A 21,016-nucleotide genomic window follows, 5' to 3' on the forward strand; every position below is an offset into this window, starting at 1 on the left:
GATGCGCATCCTCGTCACCGGAGGGGCCGGATACGTCGGCTCCACCCTGGTTCCCCTGCTGCTCGCCGACGGGCACGCCGTCCGGGTGCTCGACACCCTGCGGTTCGGGGGGCAGGGGCTGCTCGGCTGCGCCCGGTACCCCGGATTCGAGCTGGTCCGGGGGGACGTGCGCGACGCGGCCATGGTCGAGGCGGCCGTCGAGGGCATGGACGTGATCGTGCACCTGGCGGCGATCGTCGGCTACCCGGCGTGCAAGAAGGAACCGGACGTCGCCGTCGGCACCAACGTCGAGGGCACCCGCAACGTGGTGGCCGCCCGCCGCCCCGGCCAGCGCCTCGTGTTCGCGTCCACGGGCAGCGTCTACGGCGCGGTGCCCGACTACCTGTGCCACGAGGACACCCCCCGGGCCCCGATCACCCTGTACGGGGAGACGAAGGCCGAGGGGGAGAAGCTGGTGCTCGCGGCGGGCGACGCGGTGGCGCTGCGGTACGCGACGGCGTTCGGCGCGAGCCCCCGGATGCGCCTGGACCTGATGCCCAACACGTTCGCCTACCAGGCCGTGCACGACCGCAGTCTGATCGTCTACGAGGGCGGCTTCAAGCGCACCTTCGTCCACGTGTACGACATGGCCCGCGCGATCCTGTTCGCCCTGGACAACTGGTCGACGATGCGCGACGACGTGTACAACGTGGGCCACGAGCGGATGAACTTCACGAAGGCCGAGGTGGCTCGCAAGATCCTGGAGCACGTGGACTACTACCTGTACTTCGCGGAGACGGGGTCCGACGAGGACAAACGCGACTACGAGGTGTCCTACGCCAAGATCCGCTCGCGCGGCTTCGAGACCGAGATCGACATGGACGCCGGCGTGGCGGAGCTGGTCAAGGCCGTGTCGCTGATTAACGTTGTGAACCCGTACGGCAACGTTTAACCCTTTCCATACCACCGGGGTGCCGGCGGGCTGGGAGCATATTGGGCATCTTCAATGCCCAAGGAGATCACATGCGCCTCCGTCGACCCCTCGTCACCCTCCTCCTCGCGGCCGGCACCCTGCTGGCCACGGCCCTGCCCGCCCAGGCCGCCGGCCCCGGGTACACGGCGCTGGGGGACTCCTACTCCTCCGGCGTCGGCACCCGCGAGTACTACGCGGACTCCGGCAGCTGCCAACGCTCGAAGCACGCCTACCCGACCCTGGACTCCGGGCGGCTCGGCGCGACCCTCACCTTCGTCGCGTGCAGCGGCGCGCGGGTCGCCGACGTGCAGAACAACCAGCTGGGCGCGCTGAACTCCACCACCGCCTACGTGACCGTCTCCGTCGGCGGCAACGACGCCGGGTTCGCCGACGTGATCACCCAGTGCGCCAAGCCGTGGCCGTGGACGTGCACCAGCGAGATCAACACCGCGAACGCGTTCATCCGCAACACGCTGCCGGGCCGCCTCGACGGGCTGTACTCCCAGATCAGGTCGCGGGCCCCGGGCGCCCGGGTCGTGGTCGTCGGCTACCCGCGGCTGTTCCAGGGCGAGTCCTGCAACACGCTCGCCCGGATCTCCGCCGCCGAGGCGTCCGCGCTCAACGGCACCGCCGACCTGCTGGCCACCACGACCGCGGGCCGGGCGTCGGCCCACGGGTTCGCGTTCGTCGACTCCCGGTCGGCGTTCACCGGGCACGCGGTGTGCTCGAACAGCGAGTGGCTCAACGGGCTGTCGAACCCGATCAGCGAGTCCTACCACCCCAACCGCAACGGACACGTCGGGTACGCCAACATCGTCGAGCCGGCCCTGCGCGGCTCGGTCGCCCCGCTGTTCCGCGACCCGGTGCCGTCCCTGACCGACCCGGCCGAGGTCGCCGCCGTGCTCGGCGCGGACTACCGGCGCGCCGCCGCCGTGGCCCGCCAGGAGCAGTTGGACGCCGAACGGCACGCCTCCGTGCCGGAGTAGCCCGCCCCGCGTGACCCGGGACGCCGCTGGCCCGCGCCGGCGGCGTCCCGTGCCGTGCGGGGCGCGGGGAGCCGGCCTTCCGGCGGCCGTCCCGGGGCCTCCGAGGGCGGGCGAGCGGCCCCCGGAGCGCGGCAGATAGCATTTCGGGCAGGTCCCGGCACCCGGTTGGGGCACCCGTCCGAAGGAGCTCACAGTGTCCGCACCGAACCCAGCCGTCAAGGCCGACGCACCTCCACGCGTTCTGGTCCCGGCCGGGACGACGGCGGCGGAGGCTGTCGAGGTCGCGGGGCTGCCGATGACGGGCCCGAAGGCGATCGTCGTGCTGCGTACCGACGAAGGGGTCCTGAAGGATCTGTCCTGGGTCCCCGACACCGACACCGGGGCCGAGGCCGTCTCGCTGGACAGCAAGGACGGGCTCAACGTCCTGCGGCACTCGACCGCGCACGTGCTCGCCCAGGCCGTCCAGGACGTGTTCCCCGACGCCAAGCTCGGCATCGGCCCGCCGGTCCTCAACGGCTTCTACTACGACTTCTCGGTGACCACCCCGTTCACCCCCGAGGACCTCAGCAAGCTCGACAAGCGCATGCAGGAGATCATCAAGTCGGGGCAGAAGTTCTCCCGCCGGGTCTTCGGCACCCTCGACGAGGCGAAGGCCGAGCTCAAGGACGAGCCGTTCAAGCTGGAGCTCGTCGACATCAAGGGCGACGTGGACGAGGACGTCATGGAGGTGGGCGGCGGCGAGCTGACCATCTACGACAACCTCGACGCCAAGACCGGCGAGCGCTGCTGGGGCGACCTGTGCCGCGGCCCGCACCTGCCGACCACCCGGCACATCCCGGCGTTCAAGCTGATGCGCACCGCCGCCGCCTACTGGCGCGGTTCGGAGAAGAACCCGCAGCTCCAGCGCATCTACGGCACCGCGTGGCCGACCCGCGACGCCCTCAAGGAGCACCTGCGCCTGCTGGAGGAGGCCGCCAAGCGCGACCACCGCAAGCTCGGCGCGGAGCTGGACCTGTTCAGCTTCCCCGAGGAGATCGGCTCCGGGCTGGCCGTGTTCCACCCGAAGGGCGGCATCATCCGCCGCGAGATGGAGAACTACTCGCGGCTGCGGCACGAGCAGGCCGGCTACGAGTTCGTGAACACCCCGCACATCGCGAAGGGTTCGCTGTTCGAGATCTCCGGGCACCTGCAGTGGTACAAGGACGGCATGTACCCGGCGATGCACCTCGACGGCGCCGACTACTACGCCAAGCCGATGAACTGCCCGTTCCACAACCTGATCTTCCGGTCGCGCGGCCGGTCGTACCGCGAGCTGCCGCTGCGGATGTTCGAGTTCGGCACCGTGTACCGGTTCGAGAAGTCCGGCGTCGTGCACGGCCTGACCCGGGTGCGCGGCATGACGCAGGACGACGCGCACATCTACTGCACCAAGGAGCAGATGGCCGGCGAGCTCAAGAGCCTGCTGGACTTCGTGCTGAACCTGCTCCGCGACTACGGCCTCGACGACTTCTACCTGGAGCTGTCGACCCGGGACGACTCGCCGAAGTTCGTGGGCGAGCAGTCCGACTGGGACGAGGCGACGGCGGCCCTCCAGGAGGCGGCCGACGCCTCCGGCCTGGAGCTCGTGCCCGACCCGGGCGGTGCCGCGTTCTACGGCCCGAAGATCTCCGTGCAGTGCCGCGACGCGATCGGCCGGACCTGGCAGATGTCCACGATCCAGGTCGACTTCCAGCTCCCGCAGCGCTTCGAGCTGGAGTTCAACGGCCCCGACGGCACCCGGCCGCGCCCCGTCATGATCCACCGGGCGCTGTTCGGTTCGATCGAGCGGTTCTTCGGCGTGCTCACCGAGCACTACGCGGGCGCGTTCCCGGCCTGGCTGGCGCCCGTGCAGGTGGTCGGCATCCCGGTCCGCGACGAGAACGTGGCGTACCTGGAGGAGTTCGTGGCGCTCCTGCGCAAGGAGGGCATCCGGGCCGAGGTGGACGCGTCCGACGACCGGATGCAGAAGAAGATCCGCACCGCCCAGCAGCAGAAGATCCCGTTCATGGCGATCGTGGGCGACGACGACGCGAACGGCGGCACGGTGTCCTTCCGGTACCGGGACGGGTCGCAGCGCAACGCCGTTCCGCTCGCCGAGGCCGTGGCGCATGTCGCCGAGGTGGTCCGGTCGCGGACGAACGTCGGCCCGTCGGCCCCGGCCGAGGTCGAGGCGTAGCTGTCCCGAACGGTGCCCGGGTCCCCGCGCGGGGACCCGGGCACCGTCGCGCGTGGGCCGGGCACCGTCGTTTCTCCGGTCGTGCGCGAAGCACCCTCGCCCCGGGCGGTTCGGCGGCGCAGGCCATAGGATCGGGCGCATGACGGACGATGGGCTGCAGCGACTCTGGACTCCCCACCGGCTGGCCTACGTGGCCGGTGGGGAGAACAAACCCGTCGGGGACGGGCCCGAGGGCTGCCCGTTCTGCCTGTCCCAGGCCCGGCTGGACGAGGAGGTCAACATCATCGTCCGGGGTGAGCACGTGTTCGCGCTGCTCAACCTGTACCCGTACAACTCGGGGCACCTGATGGTCTGTCCGCAGCGGCACGTGGCCGACTACACGGACCTGACGCCCGCCGAGGCCGTGGAGCTGGCGGAGTTCACCCAGAAGTCGATGCGGGCCCTCCGGCTGGCGCAGAGCCCGCACGGTTTCAACATCGGCATGAACCAGGGCTCGGCGGCCGGGGCCGGGATCGCGGCCCACCTGCACCAGCACGTGGTGCCCCGGTGGAGCGGCGACGCGAACTTCATGCCGATCGTGGGACAGACGAAGGTCATCCCCCAGCTTCTGCCCGAAACGCGCAAACTTCTCGTAGAGGCATGGAATTCCCTGGGGTAAATCCCGGATGTCAACCCGTGTTCACCCGTGAAACCATTCTCGGGGTACGAACGGACGACGGGGGCACGGGTGGGGATCACACGACGGGGGCTGTTGCGGGGCACGCTGCTCGCGGCGGGCGGGGCGGTGGCGGGTGCCGCGGCGGTGGTGGGCGCGGAGAAACTGCCCCGCTGGTTCGGGCCGGACCGCCAGCCGATCGGCGGGGGCTACGCGCCGGGCAGCGACCGCAACATCTGGGCCGACGACGGCCAGCAGAGCGTCACGTGGCACGTGAACACCGAGCAGCCGCTGGTCGCGTTGACGTTCGACGACGGGCCCGGGCCGCAGTACACGCCGAAGGTGCTCGACGCGCTGGACAGGGCGGAGTGCCCGGCGACGTTCTTCATGGTCGGCGAGCGGGTGAAGAAGCACCACGCGCTGGTGGAGGGGCGGCTGGACCGGCACGAGGTCGGCAACCACACCTGGAGCCACGCGGACCTCGCCGAGCAGGACTTCGACGGGGTCACCTCGCAGCTGCGCCGCACGCACGCCGCGATCGTGAAGTACACCGGGAAGACGCCCCGGCTGATGCGCCCGCCGTGGGGGCACCTGGGCGGCAGTACCCTGCTGGCGGCCAACGCGCTGGGCTACAACGTGGCCCTGTGGTCGCACCAGATGCGCGAGAAGTTCTACAAGAACGACCCGGCCGGCAACGTCCGCTACATCGTCGAGGGCGTGCGCCCGGGCGCGGTGATCCTGGCCCACGACGTCGGCGACCCGCTGCGGCTGGTGTCCATCGACCACCTGGGGCCGATCATCGACGGCATCCGGGCCCGGGGCCTGAAACTGGTCACCCTCTCCGAGCTCCTCGCGGCCCGGCAACAGCCCGTTCAGCACTGAGAAAGACCCGTTTAGTTGTACCGTGCGTTTTATGGCCAAAGGCATGGTTCTCGGTCTGGTGCTCGTCCTGGGCGGCTGCACGGCGCAGGAGGCCCGCTACGTCGCCGCGCCCAGCGTGGCCCCGCCGGCCGGCCCGGTCACCGCCGCCGTCACCAGCCCCGCGCCGGGCGCGACCGGGGTGTCCACGGCCCCTGAGATCCGCACCGCCGTCACCGGGGCGGCCACCGGCACGGTGACCCTGACCGGTCCCGGCGGCCCGGTCGAGGGCGCGCCCTACCCGGACGGCGCGAGCTGGGTCCCGGCGGCCCAGTTGGACTTCGGCGCCACCTACACGGCCACGGTCACCGCCACCCGGTCCGACGGACAGAAGACGACGGCGACCAGTTCGTTCCGCACCATGGGCCGGTCCGGCAACACGGCCGGCTCGGGGCTCTACCTGGCCGACGGCGAGACGGTCGGCGTCGGCATGCCCGTGGTCGTCGAACTGGCCCGCGACGTCGCCGACGGCAACCGGGAGGCCGTCCAGCGCCGGGTGTCGGTGCGTTCCGACCCGCCCCAGGTCGGCGGCTGGCACTGGTTCAGCGCGCACGAACTGCACTACCGGCCCCAGGTGCCGTGGCGGGCGGGCACCCGGATCGACGTCCGGGCCGGGATCGGCGGGCTGGACATGGGCGGCTGGTACGGCGAGGCCGACCGGTCCGCGTCCGTGACCGTGGGCCCCGACCAGCGGTTCGTCGTCGACAACGGCACCAAGCAGATGACGGTCAGCCGCGACGGGGAGGTGCTGCGGACCATCCCGGTCAGCCTGGGCAAGCCGAGCACCCCGTCGTCCAGCGGCAACCTGGTCGTGATGGAGAAGGCCGAGTCGATGGTGTTCGACTCCAGCACCTTCGGGGTACCGGTCAACTCCGCCGACGGCTACCGCACCACGGTGTACTGGGACCTGCGCCTCACCTGGGGCGGCGAGTTCGTGCACGCCGCCCCGTGGTCCGTCGGCGACCAGGGCGAACGCAACGTGTCGCACGGCTGCGTGAACATGTCCACCGAGAACGCGACCTGGCTGTTCCGGCTCGCGCACCGGGGCGACATGGTGACCGTCGCGGGCACCGAGGTGAAGGTCGGCGCCGGCGACGGGTGGACGGACTGGGAGCTCGGGTTCGACCAGTACCAGCAGGTCGGGCCGTCGCCGAAGCCCGGGCTGCCGGACGCGGTCCAGGAGGCCCGGCAGCGCTGAACCGACCCGGCGAGCGCACCGGGCCGGCCCCGGCCGTACCCCTCTGAGGGTTGTCTCAGTGGGTGGAGTGTGCCTTGCGGACCTGGTCGGCCACGTTCGCCGGCATCGGGTCGTAGCGGGCGAAGGTGCGCTGGAACGTGCCCGTGCCCGAGGTCATGGCGCGCAGCTCGACCGCGTAGCGCAGCAGTTCCGTCGCCGGCACCTCCGCGCGCACCACGGTCCGCTCCGGCGCGCCGGTCAGCTCCGGCTCGCTGCCCAGCACCCGGGCCCGCCGGGGGGACAGGTCGCTGAGCACCGCGCCCACGAACGCGTCGGGCACCACGATCCGGACCTCGTCCACCGGCTCCAGCAGCGAGATCTGGGACTTCTCGGCGGCGTCCTTCAGGGCGAGCGCGCCGGCGGTCTGGAACGCCGCGTCGGAGGAGTCCACGCTGTGCGCCTTGCCGTCGACCAGGGTGACCCGCAGGTCCACGACCTCGTTGCCGGTGACCAGGCCCCGGGTCAGCTGGTGCCGGACGCCCTTCTCCACACTCGGGATGTACGCCTTCGGCACCGCCCCGCCGACCACCCGGTCCACGAACTCGAAGCCCGAGCCCTGGGGCAGCGGCTCCACCTCGATGTCGCACACCGCGTACTGCCCGTGCCCGCCGGACTGCTTCACGTGCCGCCCGTGCCCCTTGGCGGCGGCGGCGAACGTCTCCCGGAACGCGACCCGGACCGGCTCCGTCTCCAGCTCCACCCCGCCCGTGCGCAGTCGGTCGAGCACCACGTCGGCGTGCGCCTCGCCCATGCACCACAGCACCAGCTGGTGGGTCTCCGCGCTGCGCTCCAGCCGCAGGGTCGGGTCGCCCGCGACGAGGCGGGCCAGGTTCTTCGCCAGGTTGTCCTCGTCGGCGCGGCTGCGGGCCACGATCGCGATCGGCAGCAGCGGCTCGGGCATCTCCCACGGCGCGACGAGCAGCGGCCGGTCCTTCGCCGAGATCGTGTCCCCGGTCTCGGCCGTCGTGGACTTGGTGATGGCGCACAGGTCGCCGGCCACGCAGTACGCCACCTCGCGCAGCTGCGCGCCCAGCGGACTGAACAGGTGCGCCACCCGCTCGTCCGCGTCGTGGTCGGGGTGGCCGCGCTCGGCGAGCCCGTGGCCGGAGATGTGCAGCGCGGTGTCGGGGCGCAGGGTGCCCGAGAACACCCGGACCAGCGACACCCGGCCCACGTACGGGTCGATGGTCGTCTTGACCACCTCCGCGACGAGCGGGCCGTCCGGGTCGCAGGTCAGGTGCTCGACCGGGTTGCCGTCCAGCGTCGTCACCGGCGGCAGGTCGTGCTCCAGCGGCGACGGGAACGCGCTGGTCAGCACCTCCAGCAGCACGTCGAGGCCCAGGCCGGTGGGCGCGCAGACCGGGATCACCGGATAGAAGGTGCCCCGGGCGACGGCGGTCTCCAGGTCCTCGACCAGGGTCTCGACGGGGATCTCCTCGCCCGCGAGGTACCGATCCATCAGGGTCTCGTCCTCGCTCTCGGCGATGATGCCCTCGATGAGCTCGGCGCGGGCCTCCTCGATCGCGGAGACGTGCTGCGGGTCCGGCTCCTTGATGACCGCGGGGTGCCCGGCGGAGTAGTCGAAGACCCGCTGGGTGATCAGGCTCAGCAGGCCGACCACGCTGTCGTCGTCGCCGTGCATCGGCAGGTACAGCGGCAGCAGGCCGTCGCCGAACACCCGCTGGCACAGGGCGACCATCTCGTCGAAGTCGGCGCGGTGGTGGTCCATCCGGGCCACGGCCACGGCGCGCGGCATCCCGACGGCGGCGCACTCCTCCCACAGGGCCACGGTCGCCGCGTCCATGCCGTCGACGGCGGACACGACGAAGAGGGCGGCGTCGGCGGCGCGCAGACCGGCGCGCAGCTCACCGACGAAATCGGCGTACCCCGGGGTGTCCAGGAGGTTGATCTTGATGCCCTGGTAGGTCAGCGGCGCGCACGACAGGCTGACGGACCTCTGCTGGCGGACGGCGGACGGGTCGTTGTCGGTGACCGTGGTGCCCTCGGTCACGGAACCGGCGCGGGCGACGGTGCCGGTCGCGGCGAGCAGCGCCTCGACGAGCGTGGTCTTCCCCGCGCCGGAGTGGCCGACGAGCACGACACTGCGGACGACGTCAGGCCGCTCCGCCACCGGCGCGGCGCCGGTCACCCCACGTTCCTGGCTCTTCTGGGCCATGCGAATTCTCCCTGCTTCATGGGCGCTCGGCCGCCGCCGTTGCCGGCCCGGGCCGGGGCCTTGCTCTTCACGCCCTAGATCCACGGAGTGTGACCGTTGCCACTACTCTGTGTCCGATTCCATACCCGAAGTGCCGGGTAGCGCAACCCTTGACGCTACCCGGCCCGTATCGTGTCACCCGACATGGCAAAGCTTCTCAGTGTGTTCGGCCGAGCCCGGCTCGCGCGCGTCCTCGACCCGGTGGGTTCCGCCCTCGTGCGCGCCGGCATCTCCCCGAACACGGTCACCGTCGCCGGCACCCTCGGCGTGGTCCTCGGATGCGTCGGTTTCGTCGCCCGGGGCCACTTCCTCGTCGGGCTGGTCATCGTGACCCTCAGTTGTCTCACCGACCTCATCGACGGGGCCATGGCCCGGGCGAAGGGCACCGCCAGCCGGTTCGGCGCGTTCCTCGACTCGACCATGGACCGGGTCGCCGACGGCGCGATCTTCGGCGCGCTCGCCTACTGGTTCGGCACCACCGGGCACCCGTGGCCGGCGGCGGCGGCCCTGCTCGCGCTCGTCCTCGGCCAGGTCGTCTCCTACGCCAAGGCGCGCGCCGAGGGCCTCGGCATGACCTGCAACGTGGGCATCGCCGAACGGCCCGAGCGCCTCATCCTGATCGGGATCGGCGGACTCCTCGCCGGCCTGGGCGTGCCCTACGGCCTCGACGTCGTCCTCTGGCTCCTCGTGGCGCTGTCCGGCATCACGGTGTGGCAGCGGATCGCCCACGTGTACAGGCAGGCGTCGTGACCCCGCAGGAGTGGGGCTACACGGCCGGCTGGCGGATCGTCCGCGCGCTGCCGGGACCCGTCGCCTCGGGGCTGTTCCGGGCCGGGGCCGACCGGGCCGCGCGCCGCCGGGGCCCCGGGGTGCAGCGCCTGGAGGCCAACCTCCGCCGGGTCGCCGCCCCCGGTACCGACATCGACGCGCTGGTCCGCGCCGGCATGCGCTCCTACGCCCGGTACTGGATGGAGGCCTTCCGCCTGCCGTCGCGCAGCCGGGCCCAGATCCTCGACGGGTTCCGCCTGGAGGGCGGCGAGACGCTGATCCAGCACGGCAAGGCCGGCGAGGGCGCGGTCGTGGCCCTGCCGCACGGCGGCAACTGGGACGCCGCCGGGGCCTGGGCCGCCGCGAGCGGGATCCCGCTGACCACCGTCGCCGAACGACTCAAGCCGGAAGGGCTCTACCGGAAGTTCCTGGAGTTCCGCGAGAGTCTGGGCATGAGCATCATCCCCGAACGCGGCGGCGACCGACCGCCCGTGGAGGTCCTCGTCGAACGGGTCCAGGCCGGGCACCTCGTGCCGCTGCTCGCCGACCGGGACCTGTCCCGCCGGGGCGTCGAGGTCACCTTTTTCGGCGGCCGGACCCGGATGCCCGCCGGCCCGGCCCTGCTGGCGCTGCGCACCGGGGCACCCCTCTACACCGTGTCCATGTGGTACGAGCCGGACGCCGCCTGCGGCAAGCTCGTCGGACCCCTGCCCGTACCCGCCGACGGCACCCTCGCCGAGCGGGTCAAGGTGCTCACCCAGTCGGTCGCCGACTCCCTCGCCGTGGGCATCGTCGAGCACCCCGAGGACTGGCACATGCTCCAGAAACTGTGGCTGGACCCGTCGTGAGGATCGGCATCGTCTGCCCGTACTCCTTCGACGTGCCCGGTGGCGTCCAGTTCCACATCCGCGACCTCGCCGAGGCGCTGATGGCGCTCGGGCACGAGGTCAGCGTGCTGGCCCCCGCCGAGGACGAGGACGGGCTGCCGGCGTACGCGGTGTCGGCCGGGCGGGCGGTGGCCGTCAAGTACAACGGATCCGTCGCGCGGTTGACCTTCGGCCCCATCTCCGCCGCCCGGGTCCGGCGCTGGCTGGCCCGGGGCTCCTTCGACGTCCTGCACGTGCACGAACCGGTCACCCCGAGCCTGTCCATGCTCGCCACCCTCGCCGCGCGCGGACCGGTCGTCGCCACCTTCCACACGGCCATGACCCGGTCGCGGACCATGGCCGCCAGCGCGCCCGTCCTGCAACTGGTCCTGGAGAAGATCACCGCCCGGATCGCCGTGAGCGCCCTGGCCCGCAAGGTGCAGGTCGAACACCTCGGCGGGGGAGCGGTGGAGATCCCCAACGGGGTGGCCGTCGCCGCGTTCACCGGCGCGGAACCGCTGCCCGGCTGGCCCGGCACCGGCGGCGCGGTCGGCTTCCTCGGCCGGTTCACCGAACCCCGCAAGGGCTTCGACGTGCTGGTGGAGGCGTTCGCCCGGCTCGCCGCCGACCGCCCCGGCCTGCGGCTCCTGCTCGCCGGGCCCGGCGACCTGTCCGAGATGGACCTGCCCGACCTGGTCCGCGAGCGGATCACGTTCCTCGGCAAGGTGTCCGAGGCGGACAAACCCCGCATGCTGAGAAGCGTCGACGTGTACGTCGCCCCCAACACCGGCGGCGAGTCCTTCGGCATGATCCTGACCGAGGCCATGGCGGCCGGGGCCCCCGTGCTCGCCAGCGACATCGACGCGTTCCGCCGGGTCCTCGACGACGGCCGGGCCGGCGCCCTGTTCACCGTGGGCGACCCCAAGTCCCTCGCCGCCGAACTGGGCGACCTGCTCGACGACCCCGGGAAGCGCGCGGGCCTGTCGGCGGCGGCGACCCGGGCGGTCGCGCACTACGACTGGCCGGTGGTGGCCCGCCGGATCCTGGAGGTGTACGCCACGGCCATCGCGGCGACGACCGGGGTCGTGACCGGGGACGATCCGGAGCTGGACGCGCGGCTCGCCGGGCTGCCGTAGCCCCCGGGGCCGTGTGGGGCCCCTGTGCCGCCCGGGCCGGGCCGCCGTAGCCCGCGCGACCCACTGGCCTGCCGCGATGCCCGCGCCGGGTCGCCGGGCCCGCCATGGTGCTCGCCGGACCGGTCGGCTCACGCCCGGAGCCGCCGCACCGAGAGCCGTCCCCCCGCCCCCTTGCGCCCGGGGGATAGGATCCGGCCTCATGTGGTGGGTCGTCGTCGTAGTCCTCGCCGTGGTGCTGGTGGCGTCCTACGTGACCTGGCTCGCCGCGCGGGTCGAACGCCTGCACGACCGGGCCGCGGCGGCCGCCGCCGCCCTGGACGCGCAGCTGGTCCGCCGCGCCGTCGCCGCCACCGGCCTGGCCAACGGCGGCCTCCCGGAGCTCCGCGACGCGGCCCGCACGGCGCTGGCGGCCGGCCCCGACGACCGCTCCGGCGCGGAGAACGACCTGACCCGCCAGTTGCGCGCGCTGGACTGGGACCCCGACACCATGGCTGACGTCGTCACCACCAGCCGTCGGGTGGCCCTGGCCCGCCAGGTGCACGACGATCTGGTCCGCGACGCCCTGGCCGCGCGCCGTCGGAACATGGTCCGGATGCTCCGCCTGGCTCGTAAGTACCCCAAACCCACGTATTTCGACATCGAGGAACCCACCCTGGGCACGTGAGGCCTCTCACACCGCCGGGCGGGTTCCCGGGGGCTGGGACGTACCATGAGGTTGACGATCCCTATTCCCCTCAGCAAGGAGCACGAACGTGACTGAGACCGCCGTCACCGGTACCGCCCGCGTCAAGCGCGGCATGGCCGAGATGCTCAAGGGCGGCGTGATCATGGATGTGGTCAACGCTGAGCAGGCCAAGATCGCCGAGGACGCCGGCGCCGTGGCCGTCATGGCCCTCGAGCGCGTCCCCGCCGACATCCGCGCCCAGGGCGGCGTGTCCCGGATGAGCGACCCCGACATGATCGACGGCATCATCAACGCCGTCTCGATCCCGGTGATGGCCAAGGCCCGCATCGGACACTTCGTCGAGGCCCAGATCCTGCAGTCCCTCGGTGTCGACTACATCGACGAGTCCGAAGTGCTGACCCCCGCCGACTACGCCAACCACATCGACAAGTGGGCCTACACGGTCCCCTTCGTCTGCGGCGCGACGAACCTCGGCGAGGCGCTCCGCCGGATCACCGAGGGCGCGGCCATGATCCGCTCCAAGGGTGAGGCCGGCACCGGTGACGTCTCCAACGCCACCACCCACATGCGCAAGATCCGTGGCGAGCTCCGCCGCCTGAGCACCCTGGCCGAGGACGAGCTCTACGTCGCCGCCAAGGAGCTCCAGGCCCCGTACGAGCTGGTCAAGGAGGTCGCCGAGTCCGGCAAGCTCCCCGTGGTCCTGTTCACCGCGGGCGGCATCGCCACCCCGGCCGACGCCGCGATGATGATGCAGCTCGGCGCCGAGGGCGTCTTCGTCGGCTCCGGCATCTTCAAGGCCGGCAACCCGGCCGAGCGCGCCGCCGCGATCGTCAAGGCCACCACGTTCTTCGACGACCCGGACGTCCTCGCGAAGGTGTCCCGCGGCCTCGGCGAGGCCATGGTCGGCATCAACGTCGAGGAGATCCCGCAGCCCCACCGGCTCGCCGAGCGCGGCTGGTAGTCACCTCCGCGAAGCAGCCCTCCCGATCTCCTCGGGAGGGCTGTTTCCGTTCCAGAACACATCCGACGGGTACGCGGCGCCCGCGCGCCCCCGCCCCGGTTCCGCGCTGTCCCCGTGTCCGCTCCGGGTGGCGCGACCTTCCCGGCGCTCGTCCCGGGATCCCCGGCGAGCCGCTTCCGGCGATCCCCGGCGATCCGCGTCACCAGATGACGACGCCACCGCCTTCGACGCCCCGGGCCCGGTCGACGGCGGCGGCGATGTTGCCGACCCGGTCGGCGACGAACTCCTCGGTGTAGCCGGTCGCCGCGGCGACCGCCGCGAGGCGGTCCCGGATCGCCGCGCAGTCCGCCGCCAACCCGTCGAGCCCGTCCGGCCCGACCCACAGGTCGCCCCAGGCGAGGGTGGGCAGGAAGCGCAGGCCGAGCCCGAGGTCGGCGACCGCCGACGATCCCCAGAGCGTATGTCTGGTGCGCTCGGCCCCGGCGGCGTCGGGCACGTCCGGACCCTCGTCGAGGACGGCCGAACCGCCGTCGGGGAGCAGGGCGAACACGTGAACGCAGAGGCTCATGTGCCCACTTCATCATGTCCTCGCACCCGGGACGCCGCAGCCGCGGGCTCGACGGGCGGGGGAGTGGACGCGTGACGCTGGGAACCGGGCGCCTTGCGGGTGACGGGTGGCGCGTTCCGGCGGTGAGCTGCGAGGACCGCCGGGGGCTCCGCCGACGACAGCGGACGCGGTCCCGGTGGTCTACTCCAGGGCGAGCAGGTCCGAGGCGAGGGCCAGGGCGAGCAGCCCCGCCATCGAGGCCGCCGCGACCAGCGCCCGCCGCCGGGCTCCGCCCCGCTTGCGCACGGACCGGTAGTACGCCACGGTGCCGGCCACGATCAGCGCACCCTCCACGACGGCGCTGAGCCAGCCGATCCGCCACAGCCCGAACCCGAACCTCGGCAGCCCACCGAGGTCGCCGGGCAGAACCGGCAGGTCGGCGCGGTGCACGAGCAGGTCGAGGATCCAGTGGCTGAACACGAGCCCACCGAACAGCAGCCCGCCGCGCCGCCCCCACCGCCAGGCGGCCAGCCCGCCGCCGACCGCCGCGATGGCCAGCGCCCCGACCAGGGAGTGGGTGTAGTCGGCGTGGATGAACAGGCCGCCGTAGCCGGGGTGCACCTCGTCGGCGTACTCGACCCTGCCCGCCAGGAACAGGATCACGAAGAACACGTCGAGCAGTTGGGTGGCGAGCATGAGCGCCCACAGCGGCGCGGTGCGGTCGGTGGTCCGAGTCGCGGCGGCGGCGAGGGCGAAGTGTCCGGCGAACATCAGAGGGCACCTTTCGGGGTACGCGTGGCCCAGCGGTCGAGCCAGCCGCCGAGCAGGACGAACAGCAGGGTGAAAACTATGAAGCTCATGTCTCGCCTCTCTCGCTAACATGCTTAGCTAAGGACTATAGCTAAGCATGTTAGGTAGGTCGTCCGCAAGCCGCCCCGGAACCCGCACGAGCTGTCCGCCCGACGTGAACCGACGCCGTCCGGCCCAGCGCAGCCCATCCCCCGGCGCCCGCCCGCCCGGCGCCCGCCCGCCCGACGCCCGCCCGCCCGGCGCCCGCCCACTCGCCGCCGAGGCCCCGCCTCGCTCGTCGGCCACGACACCACTGCCGTGCGCGCGGGCCAGCGGAATCGGGTGTGACCGTGATTTGCTCCCTGCGGAGCTACCGCCGTGCGCGCGCTGGCCAGCGGCACCGCCGCCGGGCCGGCGTGGAGCGGACCGGCACCGCCCCTCGCGCCCCGTGCGGCGCTGCCTCGCGCACTCGTCTCGCCGGCACCGCCCGGCGCGCCCCACGGGCCACAGCCGCGCGCGCTGGCCAACTGAATTGAGCGTGACCGTCATCTGGTCCTCGCGGAGCCATCGCCGTGCACGCGCTGGCCAGTGCCACCGCCGCCCGGGCCAGCGTGGACCTGGCCGGCACCGCCCGGCGCGGCCCCCGATCAGCGCCGCCCCTCGCCCGGCCTGCGGCGGCCTGGCGCCCCGCACCCGAGCATCTCTCCGGCCCCGGCCGGCGCCGCGGGCCGCGTGGTCCACGGCGTCCCCGGGCCGGCCAGGCCGTCCGGCGGGCCGGCCCACTCCGGCCCCCGTCGGCGCGGCCACTAAGCTCGCACCGTGAGTGAAGACTTGATCATTGGTGTGTTCGCCCTCCAGGGGGACGTCCGCGAGCACCTGGCCGCGCTGGCCGAGTGCGACGTGCTGGCCCGGCCCGTCCGCCGTCCCGAGGAGCTGGCGTCCGTGCACGCCCTCGTGATCCCCGGCGGCGAGTCCACGACCATGAGCAAGCTGGTCGAGATCTTCGGGATGCTGGAGCCGATCCGGGACCGGATCAAGGCCGGCATGCCCGTGTACGGCTCCTGCGCCGGCATGATCATGTTGGCGGACCGGGTGCTCGACGGCCGCCCCGACCAGCAGACCTTCGGCGGGATCGACATGGTCGTGCGGCGCAACGCGTTCGGGCGGCAGGTGGACTCGTTCGAGGCGGACGTGGAGTTGGCGGGCGTCGAGGGTGACCCGTTCCATGCCGTGTTCATCCGCGCGCCGAGGGTCGAATCGGTCGGCGAGGGCGTCGAGGTGCTCTCGCGGATCACGGGCGGGGACGCTGACGGTACGATCGTGGCGGTGCGGCAGGGCCCCCTGCTGGCGACGGCGTTCCACCCGGAGTTGACGGGGGACCTGCGCGTACACGCTCTCTTCGTCGAGATGGTGCGCGCCGCCGCGCGTTAGTCGAGACGACGGAGGAAAGCGACAGATGAGCGGCCACTCAAAATGGGCGACGACGAAGCACAAGAAGGCCGTCGTCGATGCCAAGCGCGGAAAGATGTTCGCCAAGCTCATCAAGAACATCGAGGTCGCCGCCCGCACTGGCGGCGGTGACCCCACGGGCAACCCGACCCTGTTCGACGCCATCCAGAAGGCGAAGAAGAGCTCGGTCCCCAACAACAACATCGACAGCGCGGTCAAGCGCGGCTCGGGCGCCGAGGTCGGCGGGGCCGACTGGCAGACGATCATGTACGAGGGCTACGGCCCCAACGGCGTCGCGGTCCTGATCGAGTGCCTCACCGACAACCGCAACCGCGCGGCCGCCGAGGTGCGCACCGCGCTGTCCCGCAACGGCGGCAGCCTCGCCGACCCGGGCAGCGTCGCGTACATGTTCAACCGCAAGGGCATCGTGATCATCGGCAAGCAGGGCCGCTCCGAGGACGACATCCTGGAGATCGTGCTCGACGCCGGTGCCGAGGAGGTCAACGACCTCGGCGACGAGTTCGAGGTCGTCTCCGAGCCGACCGACCTGGTCGCCGTGCGCACCGCGCTCCAGGGCGCCGGCGTGGACTACGAGTCGGCCGAGTCGAGCTTCGTGCCGACCATGAACGTCCCCCTCGAGGAGGAGGGCGCGCGCAAGATCTTCCGGCTGATCGACGCCCTGGAGGACAGCGACGACGTGCAGAACGTCTACGCCAACTTCGACGTGTCCGACGAGGTCATGGAGAAGCTGGACGCCTGAGCACGCACCCGGCCGGTGGGATCACCCGGGCCGGCGGAACGGTTCCATCGGCGCGCCCCGGGTCACCCGGGGCGCGCCGATCCGTCCCCGGGCTGGGATGAACCGATCCGTCCCCGGGCTGGGATGAACCGATCCGTCCCCGGGCTGGGATGAACCGATCCGTCCCCGGGCTGGGACGAGCCGAACCGTCCCCGGGCTGGGACGAGCCGAATTGTCCCGGGGTAGGGATGAACCGATCCGTCACGGCGCAAGGACGAACCTGGCTGCCCCTGGGCTGGGACGAACCGAACGGTCACGGCGCAGGGACGAACCGGTCCCCGGGCTGGGGCGAACCGGGCGGTCTCCGGGCTGGGCCGCATCGGACCGGGGCCGTAGCGAACGGCCGCCGTCACCGGAAGAACGCCCCGGCCGCTGGCCCCGCGCCGCTCACCGTCTTCGCCCCGGGCGGAACCCCGTCACCCGACCGGGTTGAACGCGGCCGCCACCGCCTCCAGTACCCGGAAATCGGCCTTGAAGTGTCCTTCCGCCCGTGGCCAGTGCACGACGACAGCGGAGAACCCCATCCGGGTGTACCGGCCGACGCAGTCCCGGAACGCCTCCACCGAGTCGAGCGGCCGGCTGTCCCCGGTCCCGAGCAGGATCAGCCGTTCGACGGTGCGCCCGGTCTCCGCGCACGCCGCGTCGAGGCGCTCCACCTGCGCCGGAACCTCCCCGACGTCCTGGGTGATCCACGTCTGGGCATGGGTCGCGGCGAGCCGGAGCCCGCGCGGCCCGGTGCCGGCGACCGCGAGCGGGATCCGGGGCAGCCGCCCGCCGGTCCAGGCGTTCTCCGCCGACCAGTGCTTCCCGTGGAACGTCGTCTCCGACGTGCTGAGCAGGGTGTCCACGAGACCGACCCACTCGGCGAACCGGTCGGCCTTCTCCCGGGGCGGCCACGGCCCCTCCCCGGTGACCCGGACGTCGCTGGAGTTGCCGCCCGCCCCGACCCCGAGCGTGAACCGGCCGCCGGAGATGTCGTCGATGGCCAGCGCGGCCTTGGCGGTGGTCACCGGATGGCGGAACCCGGGCGCGGTGACCATCGTGCCGAGCCCGATCCGCGAGGTCACGGCGGCGGCAGCGGCCAGCGTCGGGTACGCGTCGAACCACGGCCGCAGGTCCCGCCAGGCCACGTGGTCGAACAGCCACGCCCGGCCGAAGCCCAGCTCCTCGGCCAACAGCCAGTCGGCCCGCGCCTCGGCCCAGGGCGCGGTGGGCCACATCATCACGTCCACCCGGGTCACGGCCGCACCCCCAGCGGCAGCCGGCCGTACGGGCCGCCCAGCACGTGGTAGTCGGGGTCGTCGGGCGTCAGGCTGCCCAGCCGGTCGGCCCAGGCCTCGGAGTCGTCGCGCGCGAAGTAGCCGATCGCCTCGCCGCCCGCGTGGCTCAGCCAGCCCTGGGTGTTGGCGGAGACCCCCCACACGTGGTGCAGGCCCCGCTCCGGGGTGCTCAGGCACGCCTCGACGAGCCGGGCCGCGTCGGCGGGGGACAGCCACATCGTGAGTGCGCGGGGGGCGTCGGGTTGCGGGAAGCACGCGCCGATCCGCAGACAGAAGACCGTCATCTCCGGGTACCGCCGCTGGTAGAGCGCGCCCAGCGACTCCAACGCCGCCTTGCTCCAGCCGTAGAACCCGTCCGGCAGCGGCGGGGCGTCGGCCGGCAGCGGGGCCTCGGCACGGGTCCGGTAGCCCACCGCGTGCCCGGAGGAGGCCAGCAGCACCCGGGGCACGCCCGCGTCGGCGGCGGCCTGCAGTACGTTGCGGCTGCCCTCGACGTTGACGGCCAGGAGGTCCGCCCACGGGGCCTCCTGGCTGAGGCCGCCCAGGTGCAGCACCGCGTCGACGCCGGCGGTCGCGGCGGCCAGCGCGGCCGGGTCGGTCACCGAACCGGCGACGACCTCCTCGCCGGGCCCGGGGTCGGGCACCGGGGCGATGTCGAACAGTCTCAGCACCCGGCCGGGCCGGGCCAGCAGGGGCCGCAGCAGTGCGCCGATGTTGCCGGCCGCACCCGTGATGAGCAGTGTCTCCACGCGTCCTCCCTCGTCAGCTGGCTCCACTGTAGGGCGGGGCGAACACCACCAGCAGCGTCAGATCCTCGGACACGTCGGTGAACCTGTGCTCCTCGTGCGCGGGCACGAACACCACCGAGCCGGGGCCGAGGTCCGCCTCGCCGTCCGACGTCACGATCCGCGCCCGGCCGGCCGTCACCACGTAGATCTCGTCCTCGCGGTGCGGCGACTGGTCGTCCTCGCCGCCGGCCCGGATCGAGTACGTCCCGAGGGACATGTCGGGCGTGCGCAGTGTCTCCACATAGTGGTTCGGCGCGTCGCCCGGGATGCTGAAGGCGTGTTCGATGAGGCGCATGTCAGTACCCTACGGTAGGTTTTGCCGAACAGGTGTTCGTCGGGAGAGGGCTGAGGCGTGCGGGTTCTAGGAGTCGACCCCGGGCTGACCCGGTGCGGCGTGGGCGTCGTCGAGGGCCTGCCGGGCCGGCCCTGCCGACTCGTGCACGTCGAGGTCATCCGCACCGACCCCGACCTGGATCTGGCCCTGCGGCTGCTCGCCGTGTCCGACGGGATCGCCGCCGCCGTGGCCGCCTGGCAGCCCGAGCAGGTCGCCGTCGAGCGGGTCTTCAGCCAGAACAACGTCGGCACCGTCATCGGCACGGCCCAGGCCTCGGGGGTGGCGCTGGTGACCGCCGCCCGGGCCGGCCTGCCCGTCGTGACGTACACGCCGAGTGAGGTCAAGGCCGCCGTCACCGGCTCCGGCACCGCCGACAAGGCCCAGGTCACGGCCATGGTCACCAAGCTCCTCCAGCTGAAGGTCGCCCCCCGGCCGGCGGACGCGGCCGACGCCCTCGCGCTGGCCATCTGCCACGTCTGGAAGGGTGGCACCCAGGCCCGGATCGCCGCCGCGATCCGCGCCGCGAAGACCGCGCAGTCGGCCCCGAGGGCGCGGCCGGCCGGTGCACAGACACAGACGGGAGTCCGACGGTGATAGCGAGCGTGCGGGGCCAGGTGACGGCCATCGGGTCGGACACGGTCGTGGTCGAGGTCGGCGGGGTGGGCCTCGCGCTGCACTGTTCGCCGGGCACCCTCGCCGACCTGCGGGTGGGCGCCCAGACCCGGCTGGCGGCGAGCCTGGTGGTCCGCGAGGACTCCCTCACGTTGTACGGGTTCGCCGACGACGACGCCAAGTCCCTGTTCGAGCTGCTCCAGACCGCGAGCGGGGTCGGGCCGCGGGTCGCGCAGTCCATCCTCGCGGTGCACAGCCCCGACGCGGTGCGGGTCGCGATCGCCACCGCCGACACCGCCGCGCTGACCCGGGTGCCCGGGATCGGCAAGAAGGGCGCCGAGCGCCTCGTCCTGGAACTGCGGGACAAGATCGGCGCGGTCGCGGTCCTCGGCGACGGGGGAGTGACCACGGTCGGCGGGGCGCACGTGTGGCAGGAGCAGGTCCGCCAGGCCCTGATCGGCCTGGGCTGGATCGCCCGGGACGCCGAGTCGGCCGTGTCCGCCGTGCACGACTCGCTCGACAAGAGCGCCGACCCGCCGCCGGTCCCGGTGCTGCTCAAGCAGGCGATCCGGATGCTCGGGCGGACCCGGTGACCCGGGAACCGGCCGCCGGGGCGGGGACCTCCACCCTGGCGCGGGCGACGGGTGCCGACCGGGGAGCCGCCGCGCGCCGTCGTGCCGCCTCCGGCCGCCCGACCACGGCCGACCGTCATGCCCGCGCCGACTGTCGGGCCGTCGGCCACGGTGCCCCCACCGGCCGTCCGGCCACCGGCCCGACCGCTCCCGGCGGGGTACCCGTCGCATGGTCCTTGCCCTTGTGGTGGT

General features: G+C 72.7%; 21 protein-coding genes. 15 read left to right on the forward strand and 6 right to left on the reverse strand.

What is annotated here, in order from left to right; genetic code table 11:
• Position 1: 1 nt before the first annotated feature.
• The 6 genes from AB0M43_RS22785 to AB0M43_RS22810 all read left to right on the forward strand — a co-directional run bounded on the left by AB0M43_RS22785 (position 2) and on the right by AB0M43_RS22810 (position 6,924).
• Positions 2–931 carry an SDR family oxidoreductase gene (locus AB0M43_RS22785; protein ID WP_363727753.1) on the forward strand — a complete coding sequence of 310 codons (930 nt, stop codon included), beginning with the start codon at positions 2–4 and terminating at the stop codon, positions 929–931.
• A gap of 71 nt (positions 932–1,002) precedes the next feature.
• Positions 1,003–1,938: an SGNH/GDSL hydrolase family protein gene (locus tag AB0M43_RS22790; protein WP_363727755.1), complete on the forward strand. Its 936-nt coding sequence runs from the start codon at positions 1,003–1,005 to the stop codon at positions 1,936–1,938.
• Positions 1,939–2,131: 193 nt separating this feature from the next.
• A complete protein-coding gene (gene thrS, locus AB0M43_RS22795) occupies positions 2,132–4,153 on the forward strand; it encodes a threonine--tRNA ligase (RefSeq protein ID WP_363727757.1) in 2,022 nt (673 codons plus the stop codon).
• 139 nt (positions 4,154–4,292) lie between these two features.
• A complete protein-coding gene (locus tag AB0M43_RS22800) occupies positions 4,293–4,811 on the forward strand; it encodes an HIT domain-containing protein (RefSeq protein ID WP_363727759.1) in 519 nt (172 codons plus the stop codon).
• Between the two features lie 69 nt (positions 4,812–4,880).
• Complete coding sequence (locus tag AB0M43_RS22805) at positions 4,881–5,690, forward strand: polysaccharide deacetylase family protein (RefSeq protein ID WP_363727761.1); 810 nt, start codon at positions 4,881–4,883, stop codon at positions 5,688–5,690.
• Positions 5,691–5,721: 31 nt separating this feature from the next.
• Positions 5,722–6,924: an Ig-like domain-containing protein gene (locus AB0M43_RS22810; protein WP_363727763.1), complete on the forward strand. Its 1,203-nt coding sequence runs from the start codon at positions 5,722–5,724 to the stop codon at positions 6,922–6,924.
• A gap of 55 nt (positions 6,925–6,979) precedes the next feature.
• Here AB0M43_RS22810 and AB0M43_RS22815 read toward each other — a convergent pair whose 3' ends face one another.
• Positions 6,980–9,139 carry an elongation factor G-like protein EF-G2 gene (locus AB0M43_RS22815; RefSeq protein WP_363727765.1) on the reverse strand — a complete coding sequence of 720 codons (2,160 nt, stop codon included), beginning with the start codon at positions 9,137–9,139 and terminating at the stop codon, positions 6,980–6,982.
• 183 nt (positions 9,140–9,322) lie between these two features.
• Between AB0M43_RS22815 and pgsA the strand changes: the two genes are divergently transcribed.
• The 5 genes from pgsA to pdxS all read left to right on the forward strand — a co-directional run bounded on the left by pgsA (position 9,323) and on the right by pdxS (position 13,594).
• Positions 9,323–9,928 (forward strand): phosphatidylinositol phosphate synthase, encoded by a 606-nt coding sequence (gene pgsA / locus AB0M43_RS22820; RefSeq protein ID WP_363727768.1) that lies wholly within the window; start codon positions 9,323–9,325, stop codon positions 9,926–9,928.
• Entirely contained in the window at positions 9,925–10,794 is an 870-nt protein-coding gene (locus AB0M43_RS22825) for a phosphatidylinositol mannoside acyltransferase (RefSeq protein WP_363727770.1), read from the forward strand. The genes pgsA and AB0M43_RS22825 overlap by 4 nt, the downstream gene beginning before the upstream one ends.
• Positions 10,791–11,948: a glycosyltransferase family 4 protein gene (locus AB0M43_RS22830; protein WP_363727772.1), complete on the forward strand. Its 1,158-nt coding sequence runs from the start codon at positions 10,791–10,793 to the stop codon at positions 11,946–11,948. Before AB0M43_RS22825 ends, AB0M43_RS22830 begins: the two co-directional genes overlap by 4 nt.
• 199 nt (positions 11,949–12,147) lie before the next feature.
• Positions 12,148–12,612, forward strand: coding sequence for a hypothetical protein (locus tag AB0M43_RS22835; protein WP_363727774.1), 465 nt, complete (start codon positions 12,148–12,150; stop codon positions 12,610–12,612).
• A gap of 88 nt (positions 12,613–12,700) precedes the next feature.
• Positions 12,701–13,594 carry a pyridoxal 5'-phosphate synthase lyase subunit PdxS gene (gene pdxS, locus AB0M43_RS22840; RefSeq protein ID WP_363727775.1) on the forward strand — a complete coding sequence of 298 codons (894 nt, stop codon included), beginning with the start codon at positions 12,701–12,703 and terminating at the stop codon, positions 13,592–13,594.
• A gap of 199 nt (positions 13,595–13,793) precedes the next feature.
• Here the strand turns inward: pdxS and AB0M43_RS22845 are convergent, their stop codons facing one another.
• Both AB0M43_RS22845 and AB0M43_RS22850 read right to left on the reverse strand, forming a co-directional pair.
• Positions 13,794–14,162, reverse strand: coding sequence for a hypothetical protein (locus AB0M43_RS22845; protein WP_363727776.1), 369 nt, complete (start codon positions 14,160–14,162; stop codon positions 13,794–13,796).
• Positions 14,163–14,342: 180 nt separating this feature from the next.
• On the reverse strand, positions 14,343–14,912 hold the full coding sequence (locus AB0M43_RS22850; protein WP_363727777.1) for a metal-dependent hydrolase: 570 nt from the start codon (positions 14,910–14,912) through the stop codon (positions 14,343–14,345).
• An 837-nt stretch (positions 14,913–15,749) separates the two neighbouring features.
• Between AB0M43_RS22850 and pdxT the strand changes: the two genes are divergently transcribed.
• A complete protein-coding gene (gene pdxT / locus AB0M43_RS22855) occupies positions 15,750–16,361 on the forward strand; it encodes a pyridoxal 5'-phosphate synthase glutaminase subunit PdxT (RefSeq protein WP_363727778.1) in 612 nt (203 codons plus the stop codon).
• 25 nt (positions 16,362–16,386) lie between these two features.
• Positions 16,387–17,139 (forward strand): YebC/PmpR family DNA-binding transcriptional regulator, encoded by a 753-nt coding sequence (locus AB0M43_RS22860; RefSeq protein ID WP_363727779.1) that lies wholly within the window; start codon positions 16,387–16,389, stop codon positions 17,137–17,139.
• A gap of 455 nt (positions 17,140–17,594) precedes the next feature.
• On the opposite strand, the gene AB0M43_RS22865 is transcribed toward AB0M43_RS22860, so the two are convergent.
• The 3 genes from AB0M43_RS22865 to AB0M43_RS22875 are packed head-to-tail and all read right to left on the reverse strand — an operon-like array spanning position 17,595 to position 19,541.
• Positions 17,595–18,419 (reverse strand): LLM class flavin-dependent oxidoreductase, encoded by an 825-nt coding sequence (locus tag AB0M43_RS22865; protein ID WP_363727780.1) that lies wholly within the window; start codon positions 18,417–18,419, stop codon positions 17,595–17,597.
• Entirely contained in the window at positions 18,416–19,207 is a 792-nt protein-coding gene (locus AB0M43_RS22870) for an NAD(P)-dependent oxidoreductase (RefSeq protein ID WP_363727781.1), read from the reverse strand. The genes AB0M43_RS22865 and AB0M43_RS22870 overlap by 4 nt, the downstream gene beginning before the upstream one ends.
• A gap of 13 nt (positions 19,208–19,220) precedes the next feature.
• A complete protein-coding gene (locus AB0M43_RS22875; RefSeq protein WP_363727782.1) occupies positions 19,221–19,541 on the reverse strand; it encodes a cupin domain-containing protein in 321 nt (106 codons plus the stop codon).
• A 57-nt stretch (positions 19,542–19,598) separates the two neighbouring features.
• On the opposite strand from AB0M43_RS22875, the gene ruvC reads away from it, so the two are divergent.
• Positions 19,599–20,174 (forward strand): crossover junction endodeoxyribonuclease RuvC, encoded by a 576-nt coding sequence (gene ruvC / locus AB0M43_RS22880; protein WP_363727783.1) that lies wholly within the window; start codon positions 19,599–19,601, stop codon positions 20,172–20,174.
• Entirely contained in the window at positions 20,171–20,785 is a 615-nt protein-coding gene (ruvA, locus tag AB0M43_RS22885; RefSeq protein WP_363727784.1) for a Holliday junction branch migration protein RuvA, read from the forward strand. Before ruvC ends, ruvA begins: the two co-directional genes overlap by 4 nt.
• Positions 20,786–21,016: the final 231 nt, after the last annotated feature.

Origin of the sequence: Longispora sp. NPDC051575, from assembly GCF_040681875.1 — a bacterium.
In the GTDB taxonomy this organism is placed as follows: domain Bacteria; phylum Actinomycetota; class Actinomycetes; order Mycobacteriales; family Micromonosporaceae; genus Longispora.

What these genes read in the sequence shown, in the direction of transcription:
- AB0M43_RS22785 (WP_363727753.1), top strand. Translation starts at nt 2, where the DNA reads ATGCGCATCCTCGTCACCGGAGGGGCCGGATACGTCGGCTCCACCCTG.
- AB0M43_RS22790 (WP_363727755.1), top strand. Translation starts at nt 1,003, where the DNA reads ATGCGCCTCCGTCGACCCCTCGTCACCCTCCTCCTCGCGGCCGGCACC.
- AB0M43_RS22800 (WP_363727759.1), top strand. Translation starts at nt 4,293, where the DNA reads ATGACGGACGATGGGCTGCAGCGACTCTGGACTCCCCACCGGCTGGCC.
- AB0M43_RS22810 (WP_363727763.1), top strand. Translation starts at nt 5,722, where the DNA reads ATGGCCAAAGGCATGGTTCTCGGTCTGGTGCTCGTCCTGGGCGGCTGC.
- AB0M43_RS22815 (WP_363727765.1), bottom strand. Translation starts at nt 9,139, where the DNA reads ATGGCCCAGAAGAGCCAGGAACGTGGGGTGACCGGCGCCGCGCCGGTG.
- pgsA (WP_363727768.1), top strand. Translation starts at nt 9,323, where the DNA reads ATGGCAAAGCTTCTCAGTGTGTTCGGCCGAGCCCGGCTCGCGCGCGTC.
- AB0M43_RS22835 (WP_363727774.1), top strand. Translation starts at nt 12,148, where the DNA reads ATGTGGTGGGTCGTCGTCGTAGTCCTCGCCGTGGTGCTGGTGGCGTCC.
- AB0M43_RS22845 (WP_363727776.1), bottom strand. Translation starts at nt 14,162, where the DNA reads ATGAGCCTCTGCGTTCACGTGTTCGCCCTGCTCCCCGACGGCGGTTCG.
- AB0M43_RS22850 (WP_363727777.1), bottom strand. Translation starts at nt 14,912, where the DNA reads ATGTTCGCCGGACACTTCGCCCTCGCCGCCGCCGCGACTCGGACCACC.
- AB0M43_RS22860 (WP_363727779.1), top strand. Translation starts at nt 16,387, where the DNA reads ATGAGCGGCCACTCAAAATGGGCGACGACGAAGCACAAGAAGGCCGTC.
- AB0M43_RS22875 (WP_363727782.1), bottom strand. Translation starts at nt 19,541, where the DNA reads ATGCGCCTCATCGAACACGCCTTCAGCATCCCGGGCGACGCGCCGAAC.